Source organism: Pseudonocardia xinjiangensis (assembly GCF_012911925.1).
Classification (GTDB): domain Bacteria; phylum Actinomycetota; class Actinomycetes; order Mycobacteriales; family Pseudonocardiaceae; genus Pseudonocardia; species Pseudonocardia xinjiangensis.
Map to the genome: position 1 here is coordinate 1 of NZ_JAAXKY010000229.1, position 8,176 is coordinate 8,176.

Annotated in this window: 7 protein-coding genes; all 7 read right to left on the bottom strand. The window is 72.3% G+C overall.

Annotated features, from left to right (window positions below; all coding sequences use genetic code 11):
- Window positions 1-40: 40 nt before the first annotated feature.
- Window positions 41-1,777 (bottom strand): LpqB family beta-propeller domain-containing protein, encoded by a 1,737-nt coding sequence (locus HF577_RS35515; protein ID WP_169400389.1) that lies wholly within the window; start codon window positions 1,775-1,777, stop codon window positions 41-43.
- Window positions 1,774-3,495, bottom strand: a complete 1,722-nt coding sequence (gene mtrB, locus HF577_RS35520) for an MtrAB system histidine kinase MtrB (protein ID WP_169400390.1) — start codon at window positions 3,493-3,495, stop codon at window positions 1,774-1,776. Before mtrB ends, HF577_RS35515 begins: the two co-directional genes overlap by 4 nt.
- Window positions 3,496-3,517: 22 nt before the next feature.
- On the bottom strand, window positions 3,518-4,195 hold the full coding sequence (mtrA, locus tag HF577_RS35525; RefSeq protein ID WP_169400391.1) for an MtrAB system response regulator MtrA: 678 nt from the start codon (window positions 4,193-4,195) through the stop codon (window positions 3,518-3,520).
- A 125-nt stretch (window positions 4,196-4,320) separates the two neighbouring features.
- Entirely contained in the window at window positions 4,321-4,683 is a 363-nt protein-coding gene (locus HF577_RS35530) for a bifunctional 3-phenylpropionate/cinnamic acid dioxygenase ferredoxin subunit (protein WP_169400392.1), read from the bottom strand.
- A gap of 204 nt (window positions 4,684-4,887) precedes the next feature.
- The gene (locus HF577_RS35535) at window positions 4,888-5,529 is read right to left on the bottom strand and encodes a dTMP kinase (RefSeq protein WP_169400393.1); all 642 of its coding nucleotides are present in this window, start codon (window positions 5,527-5,529) and stop codon (window positions 4,888-4,890) included.
- Between the two features lie 44 nt (window positions 5,530-5,573).
- Window positions 5,574-6,077: an NUDIX domain-containing protein gene (locus tag HF577_RS35540; protein WP_312859596.1), complete on the bottom strand. Its 504-nt coding sequence runs from the start codon at window positions 6,075-6,077 to the stop codon at window positions 5,574-5,576.
- Between the two features lie 58 nt (window positions 6,078-6,135).
- Window positions 6,136-7,647: an adenosylhomocysteinase gene (ahcY, locus tag HF577_RS35545; RefSeq protein ID WP_169400394.1), complete on the bottom strand. Its 1,512-nt coding sequence runs from the start codon at window positions 7,645-7,647 to the stop codon at window positions 6,136-6,138.
- Window positions 7,648-8,176: the final 529 nt, after the last annotated feature.

Here is an 8,176-nt window from a genome sequence, read left to right on the forward strand (position 1 = left end):
GTTCGGAACGGGCGACTCGCGGGGGGTGGGCGGCGCTGGGTCAGCCCGGGTAGAGGGGGACCGCGTCGGGGGCTCCGCCCAGCACCTGCTTCCAGGCGGCCTGGTCGCCACCCGCGAAGCTCCAGACCCCGGTCTGGTCGGTGACGAGCATGGGGCGGTTGGAGGCGGCCGCGATGGCGGTGAGCGGGGGCGTGAGGTTGTTGCCGAGCACCTGCTGCACGTTCAGCCCGTCGACCGAGACCTGGCCGACCAGCATCTCGGTGCCGCGCGTGACGGCGACGATCGACTCGGCCGACCGCCAGTCGGCTGCCACGACCTCGCCGAGGTCGTCGGGGCGCAGCCGGTTGATGTTGCGGATGGCGACCTCGCCGTCGATGCTGCGGGCCACCGCGCCGGTGTACAGCGCCCCGCCCACCACGGCCACCACCCGCATGCCGTCGCGGGAGAGGCGCAGGTCCCGGATCGGGCCGAGCGCGGACAGCTGGTCCGCGTTCACCTGGCCGGTCCGCGCAGGCGCCGTGCCGTCCACGAGCACCCTGGCGACGACCGTGCCGTTGAGGACCGTCCAGACCTCGCCGCCCGTCGGCGTCCACGTCGGTCTGGTCATCGTGGTGGCGTCCAGCGCCACGGGCGAGACCGAGCCCTCGGCTCCGCTGCCGACGAGCAGGATGCGCCGGGAGCCCTGCCGGGCGACGGCGGCGAGCCGGCGCCCGTCGCCCGTGGAGGCCGCGGACTCGACGTAGTAGGCGCCGTTGCCGACCGGACCGGGGAGCGGCGCGCTGGGCTCGGGTCCGGTGAGCTGCCGGACCCGGCCGCCCGCGACGACGAGGCCGGGCACGTCCGCTCCGGGCTGTACCTCGGCGGACAGTGCCGCGACGTCCTCGCGGGTCAGCTCGGGCCGGCCCGGCAGCAGCGGTTCGCCGTCCACCAGCAGCCGCACCCGGGCCACGTTCACCTCGGCCAGCGTCAGCACCACCTGGGCGGCCATCAGCTGGCGCGCGGGCTCGTCGAGGTCGCCCACACCGGTGAGGTCGACGATGAGCGCGCCGTCCGGGCCCACGGCGGCGTTGGACCGCAGCTGGGCCCCTGGCGGGAACTGGGACACCGCCGCTCCCAGCAAGGCGCCGGAGGGACCAGCGAGCAGCAGCTCCAGCGCTCTGGCCGGCTGCGCCTTCGACGGCACGCTGGGCACGTAGCGCGGGTCAGCCACCGCGAGCCGGCGCACCGGGTCGACGAACCAGGTGCGCACCTGCTTGTAGTTGTCCCGGAAGATCGACAGCGGGACGACGACACCCGCAGGCACGTTCGAGATGCGCCACTGCCCGTCGCGGCGCACGACGGTGATGTCCTCCTGGAACGTGGCCTGGTCCGGTTCGAAGGCCCCGGCCGACGAGAGCCGTCCGACGGCCGTGCCGCGGATCCTGATCGTGGTGGTGCCCGTGCTGGCGTCCTGCGCACCGGGGGCGGGCACGGTGTCGAACTGGCCGTCGAGGACGGTGACGGTGGCCGCGTCGTCCCATTCCACGGCGTCGGCGGCCAGGAAGCGGCGCGCGGAGCCGTGCTCGGCGGCGCTGCTGCCGGAGGCGAAGACGAAGTCGCGGACCAGGTCCAGCGGGTTGCTGCCCTCGACCGGACCCGGTGGCGGGGTGTTGCCCTCACCGTCGCCGACCTGCCGCAGGACCTGCACGGGTGAGGTCTCCGGCAGGCTCGCGCAGCCCGCCACCCCCGTGAGGGCCAGGAACAGGGCGACCGTGGGGAGGAACCGGCGGCGGATCACGGTGTGCTGGCGTGGTGGTCGGGGACGTCGGCATCCGACCAGGACGGCACGACCGTGATCGGCCGCCCCCGCGGGGGCGTGGGCACCGACGATCCGATGCCCTCCACCGGGACACCGGGCTCGGGTCCGAGCGGCAACGGGCTGGACTCCACGGGGTCGCCGATGGTGCGCGGCAGCGTCAGCCGGAACGCGGCGCCCTGACCGATCGCACCCCACGCCTGCAGCCATCCGCCGTGCAGCCGCGCGTCCTCGATGGCGATCGCCAGTCCGAGCCCGCTGCCGCCGCTGCGCCGGGCCCGCGACTCCTCCGCGCGCCAGAACCGGTTGAACACCAGCTCGGCCTCCCCCGGACGCAGCCCGACGCCGTGGTCGCGCACCAGCACGGCGACCACCGTCTCGTCGTAGGCCAGCTCGACGTGCACCGGGCGGCCCTCGCCGTGGTCGATCGCGTTGGCCACGAGGTTGCGCACGATCCGCTCCACGCGGCGCGGGTCGACCTCCGCGTACGCGCCGGTGGGGAGCTGCAGCTCGAGCGGGGTGCCGCTCTCGTCGGCGAACCCGCGCACGGCCTCGACGGCCCGCGACACGACGCCGTGCATGTCCACCCGCTCGGCGCCCAGGTCGGCCACGCCCGCGTCGAGCCTGCTGATCTCGAGGAGGTCGGCGAGCAGCGCCTCGAACCGGTCGAGCTCGGCGACGAGCAGTTCGGAGCTGCGCCGCAGCGCGGGCAGCAGCTGCTCCCGGGAGGCGTAGAGCACGTCGGCCGCCATGCGGACAGTGGTGAGCGGTGTGCGCAGCTCGTGGCTGACGTCGGAGGTGAACCGGCGCTGCAGTGCGCCGAACTCCTCGAGCTGGCGGATCTGGCTCTGGATGCTGCTGGCCATCTCGTTGTACGACTCCCCGAGCCGCGCCACGTCGTCCTCGCCGTGCACGGGCATCCGCTCGTCCAGGTGCCCGTCGGCGAACCGTTCGGCGATCTCGGCCGCCTGCCTCACCGGCCGCACGACCTGCCGCGTGACCAGCCCGGCGATCCCGGCGAGCAGCAGCAGGAGGACGAGGCCGCCGACGATCAGCGTGCTCTGCACCAGCCCGAGGGTGCGCTGCTCGGCCACCAGAGGGAACAGCAGGTAGAACTCGAGGTCGCCGTTGGCGGTGCGCACCGGCTGCCCGACGATCAGCGTCGGGATGTCGACGCCCTGCTCGGTGAGCGTCACGTACTTGCTGGAGAGCGTGCCGGCGGCGACGGCGTCCCGCAGGTCCGGCGGGACGTCCTCGACGGGGCCCGCCCCCACCCCGGGACCGCTGTCGCCGCGCGGGGTGGTGAGCACCGCCCGGAACTCCCCCGCGCCGGTGGACGACGGCTCGTCGGCGACGCTCGCGTTGGTCAGCCGGTCGAGCGCGTTGTTGAGGTCGCCCTGGGCGCCGTCCCGGCTCGGGTCGACGCCGGACAGGTCGCGCTCGAGGAGCACGGCACCGGCCTCCGTTCGCGCGAGCGTGTCGGCCTCCTTGCCCTGCAGCACCTGGAGCGCGATCTGGGTCTGCAGGACGAAGCCGAGCACGACGAGGACCGCCGTGGAGAGGGCCAGCGTGCTGATCACGACCCGCAGGTGCAGCGACCGGCGCCACACGGCCCCCCACGCCTCCGCCAGCTCCGCCGCGAACTGGCGCGCCTGGGCGGCGGCGCGGCGGGCGCGGTCGGTGAGCGGGGTGGCGGTCATGCCGACGCGCCGGCCTTGACGATCATGGGGGGCCGGCCTTGTATCCCACGCCGCGCACCGTCAGCACGACCTCGGGGTGCTCCGGGTCGCGCTCCACCTTGGACCGGAGCCGCTGCACGTGGACGTTGACCAACCGGGTGTCGGCCGCGTGGCGGTAGCCCCACACCTGCTCGAGCAGGACCTCACGGGTGAACACCTGGCGCGGCTTGCGGGCCAGCGCGACGAGCAGGTCGAACTCCAGCGGGGTGAGGGCGATCTGCTCCCCGGCCCGCTCGACCTGGTGGGCCGGCACGTCGATCGTGACGTCGCCGATCGCGAGCTGCTCGGCGGGCTCGGCCTCGGTGCGGCGCACCCTCGCCCGGATCCGGGCCACGAGCTCCTTGGGCTTGAACGGCTTGACCACGTAGTCGTCCGCGCCGGACTCCAGCCCGAGCACGATGTCGACCGTGTCGCTCTTGGCCGTGAGCATGACGATCGGCACACCCGACTCGGAACGGATGGCGCGGCAGACGTCGATGCCGTTCATGCCGGGCAACATCAGGTCCAGCAGGACGACGTCGGGCCGCAGCTCACGGACGGCAGGCAACGCACGGGTGCCGTCGGCGACGACTGCGGTGTCGAACCCCTCGCCCCGCAGCACGATCGTCAGCATCTCGGCCAACGCCGGGTCGTCATCGACCACCAGAACGCGCGACTTCATGTGGGAAGCATCCCACCACGTGGTCCGGCTGCCGCCTTCAACCCGTTCATGCGGGCTGCCGGATGCCAGGTGGCGGCTCGGGTTCAGGACCGCCGCCCCGGCGGCCGGGTCGCCGGAGCGGCAGCCTACTCGTGATCGGCGGCCCTCCCGACGGCGATCTCGTACTCCGGCGGGAGGTGCACGAGGACGTCGCCGTCTTCCACCCGCACCTCGTGCACCCGGACCGGACGGGTGGCCGGCGGGCTCAGCACGGCGCCGGTGACCAGGTCGAAACGTGCGAGGTGCAGCGGGCACTCGACCTGACCGTTCTCGACCCAGCCCTCGGCGAGGGAGTAGTCCTCGTGCGTACAGGTGTCGTCGATGCAGTGGATGCGGTCACCGCACCGGAAGAGGGCGATCGGCGGGGTGGTCCGGACGAGGATTCCCTCGCCCGCGCGGAGCTCGGCGACCGAGCAGACCCGGACCCATCCGGCCTCGGCGCCGGTCATGGGCGTTCCCCGCATCAGAAGAAGATGCTGATGGCCGGGGCGAGGATCGTCGTCTGCTCGAGCACAAACTTGCGATCCGCGATCCGATATGGGTAGTCGCCCACGGCCGGAGATCGCGAAGCTGGACGCCGAGCGTCTGGCCGCGGAGGAGGTGCGCAGCGCACGACCGCGCGCCGCGGTCTCACTGGGGCGCCGGGAAGTCCGCTAGTCGAGCAGCTGTGCGGCGAGCCCCTCGGGAGCGAGGGGGGCGGAGCCGTCGACCACGGTCCACAGCGACAACCACGAGGCTTCCGCGAGCTGCGAGTACACCTGCGCGGTGCGGGTCTGCAACGCGCCGTCCGACTCGTAGGCGTCGCGTTCCCGGCCAGCCTCGGTGCGCTCCCGGTGCACGACCCGTTCGACGGCGACGGCCTCGGGCACCGCGAGCAGCAGCTGACGATCGGGCGCCGGAATCCCGAACCGCTCCAGCTCCAGCTCCCGGATCCACGCGACGAACTCCCCGCCTGCGTCCTGGTGCAGCCGCGCGGCGCCGTAGGCGGCGTTGGACGCGACGTACCGGTCGACGAGCACCACGTCGTGCGTCGCCACGGCCTCCCGCAGCTGCGCGGCGGCGGCCCTGCGGTCGAGCGCGAACAGCAGCGCCATCCCGTGCACGGAGTCGGCCAGGTCGCCGAGCCTGCCGTACAGCGCGTCGCGCACCAGCTGAGCGTGCACGTCGGCCTCGTACCGGGGGAACGCGAACCGGGCGACACCCGCACCCCGGGTGGCCAGCTCCGCGCACAGGGCGTCCGACAGCGTGCGCTTGCCTGCGCCGTCCAGTCCCTCGAGCACGATCAACCGACCCACGCGGGGCACCCTAATGCGACACCTCCACCGGGCGGCGCAGCGCGTCAGGCGATGGCCCGCACCACGTCCCAGGTGGCGGCGAAGCCGGGGTGCAGGGGCAGCTCCCCGAGGCGGTCGGCTGGCACCCAGCGCATCTCGATGGTCTCGCCGGTGAGCGCGGTGAGGTCGACGGCAGCGCGCGCCTGGGCGACGACCGTGGTGTACGACCAGCCGCCGTGGTCGTCGAGGTAGCAGCCGGTGACGCTGTAGGCGTCGGACGGGAGGCCCGCCTCCTCGGCCGCCTCGCGCTGGGCTGCCTGCTCAGGCGTCTCTCCCCGGTTGCGGGCGCCGCCCAGCAGGCCCCACGTGCCGCCGTGGTGGCTCCACAGCGCGCGGTGCTGCAGGAGGATGTGGTCGCCGTGCCACAGCAGCAGCCCGGCCGCGCCGAACAGCCCCCAGTGGCGGTGGCCGAGAGCGCAATGCGTCCAACCGTCACCATCGCCGCGGGGGAGCACCACCCCACCAGAGTAGGCGCCCGTGGCCCGGAGGCGGAGGTTCAGGAAAGCCACTTTCCGGAACGCTGAGGGCAGCAAAGTGGCTTTCCTGAACCCGAGGTGGAGCCGCCGGTCAGTAGCGGTAGTGCTCCGGCTTGAAGGGGCCCTCCACGTCGACGCCGATGTACTCGGCCTGGTCCTTGGTGAGCTTGGTCAGCTCGCCGCCCAGCGCGAGCACGTGGATCTTGGCTACCTTCTCGTCCAGGTGCTTGGGCAGCCGGTAGACGTCCTTGTTGTACTCCTCGTACTTGGTGAACAGCTCGACCTGAGCGATCACCTGGTTCGAGAAGCTGTTGCTCATCACGAACGACGGGTGGCCGGTGGCGTTGCCCAGGTTCATCAGCCTGCCCTCGGAGAGCAGGATGATCGAGTGGCCGTCGGGGAACACCCACTCGTCGACCTGCGGCTTGATGTTGAGCCTGCGGATCCCCGGGTACCGGCCGAGGCCCGCGACGTCGATCTCGTTGTCGAAGTGTCCGACGTTGGCGACGATCGCCTGGTGCTTCATCCGGGCCATCGCCTCGACGGTGACGATGTCCTTGTTGCCCGTGGTGGTGACGATGATGTCGGCCTGGTCGACCACGTCCTCGAGGCGGGCCACCTGGTAGCCCTGGAGCAGGGCCTGCAGCGCGCAGATCGGGTCGACCTCGGACACGATCACACGCGCGCCCTGGCCCGCGAGCGCGGCGGCCGAGCCCTTGCCCACGTCACCGAAGCCGCAGACCAGCGCGACCTTGCCGCCGATCAGCACGTCGGTGGCGCGGTTCAGGCCGTCGATCAGCGAGTGGCGGATGCCGTAGGTGTTGTCGAACTTGCTCTTGGTGACCGAGTCGTTGACGTTGATCGCCGGGAACAGCAGCAGGCCCTGCTCGGCGAGCTGGTAGAGCCGGTGCACCCCGGTGGTGGTCTCCTCGGTGACGCCGCGGATGTCGGAGGCGACCGTGGTCCAGCGCTGCGGGTCCTCGCCGAGCGAGCGGCGCAGGGTGTCGAGGATGATCCGGTACTCGTCGGAGACGGTGAGGTCCTCGTCCTCGACGGTGGGCACCACGCCGGTCTTCTCGTACTCGACGCCCTTGTGCACGAGCAGGGTGGCGTCGCCGCCGTCGTCGAGGATCATGTTCGGGCCGACGATGTTGCCCTGCTCATCGGTGAACTTGAACAGCTGCTCGGTGCACCACCAGTACTCCTCCAGCGTCTCGCCCTTCCAGGCGAACACGGGGACGCCCTGCGGCTCCTCGGGGGTGCCGTTCGGGCCGAGAACGGTGGCGGCGGCCGCGTGGTCCTGGGTGGAGAAGATGTTGCAGCTCACCCAGCGCACCTCGGCGCCGAGGCTGACCAGGGTCTCGATCAGCACGGCGGTCTGCACCGTCATGTGCAGCGAACCGGCGATCCGGGCGCCGTGCAGGGGGCGCGCCTCGGCGTACTCGCGGCGCAGCTCCATGAGGCCCGGCATCTCGTGCTGGGCCAGGCGGATCTCCTTGCGGCCGAACTCGGCCAGGCCCAGATCGGCGACGGCGAAGTCGATGCCGTTGCGGGTCTGCAGCCGACTTTGGGGTCCGGCCGTGGTGTCGGCAGTGGCGGTCATGGGGTGGTAACGCCTCCTTGCTGGGGCTGTCCGGCCGGCATCGCTACTCGGCGCCGGGGCACGGACGATGATGGGTCGACGGTCGCCGCGGCTCGCGGCCGACCGCCGGGTTGAGCGCACACGGGAAGAGCGACGGCGGACGCTGAGCATCCTCCACGTGGGATTCCACGTCCTGCCTCCTCGTTGCGAGGTGCAGGCGCCCTTACGACCATGCAACGGCCAGGTGGTCGAGCGTGGCGGACCAGAGTCCGTCGCAGCGCCTCTCGACCCCGACTACGCGATTGCCCTGCCAGGATCCCCAAGCCGTCGGCGGGCTGTCAAACCCGGCCGTCCTGTCGTGAGGTGATGGCGCTCACAACTGCAACGCCGGGCCGTCCCCACCGCGTCACAGGGCTGATATCGCACGCCCACGACGGAACGGACAGGTCCGACCGATGGCACCTCGCATCCCCGCCGGCCGCCTTCTCGGCGGGATGGCTCTCGCCGCAACTCTGGCCGGGGTCCTCCCCGGCCAGGCACTCGCGACGGA

Bases quoted from the DNA above. Each gene is read 5' to 3' on its own strand.
- HF577_RS35530 (WP_169400392.1), bottom strand. From the start codon at position 4,683: ATGACCGGCGCCGAGGCCGGATGGGTCCGGGTCTGCTCGGTCGCCGAG.
- mtrA (WP_169400391.1), bottom strand. From the start codon at position 4,195: ATGAAGTCGCGCGTTCTGGTGGTCGATGACGACCCGGCGTTGGCCGAG.
- mtrB (WP_169400390.1), bottom strand. From the start codon at position 3,495: ATGACCGCCACCCCGCTCACCGACCGCGCCCGCCGCGCCGCCGCCCAG.
- ahcY (WP_169400394.1), bottom strand. From the start codon at position 7,647: ATGACCGCCACTGCCGACACCACGGCCGGACCCCAAAGTCGGCTGCAG.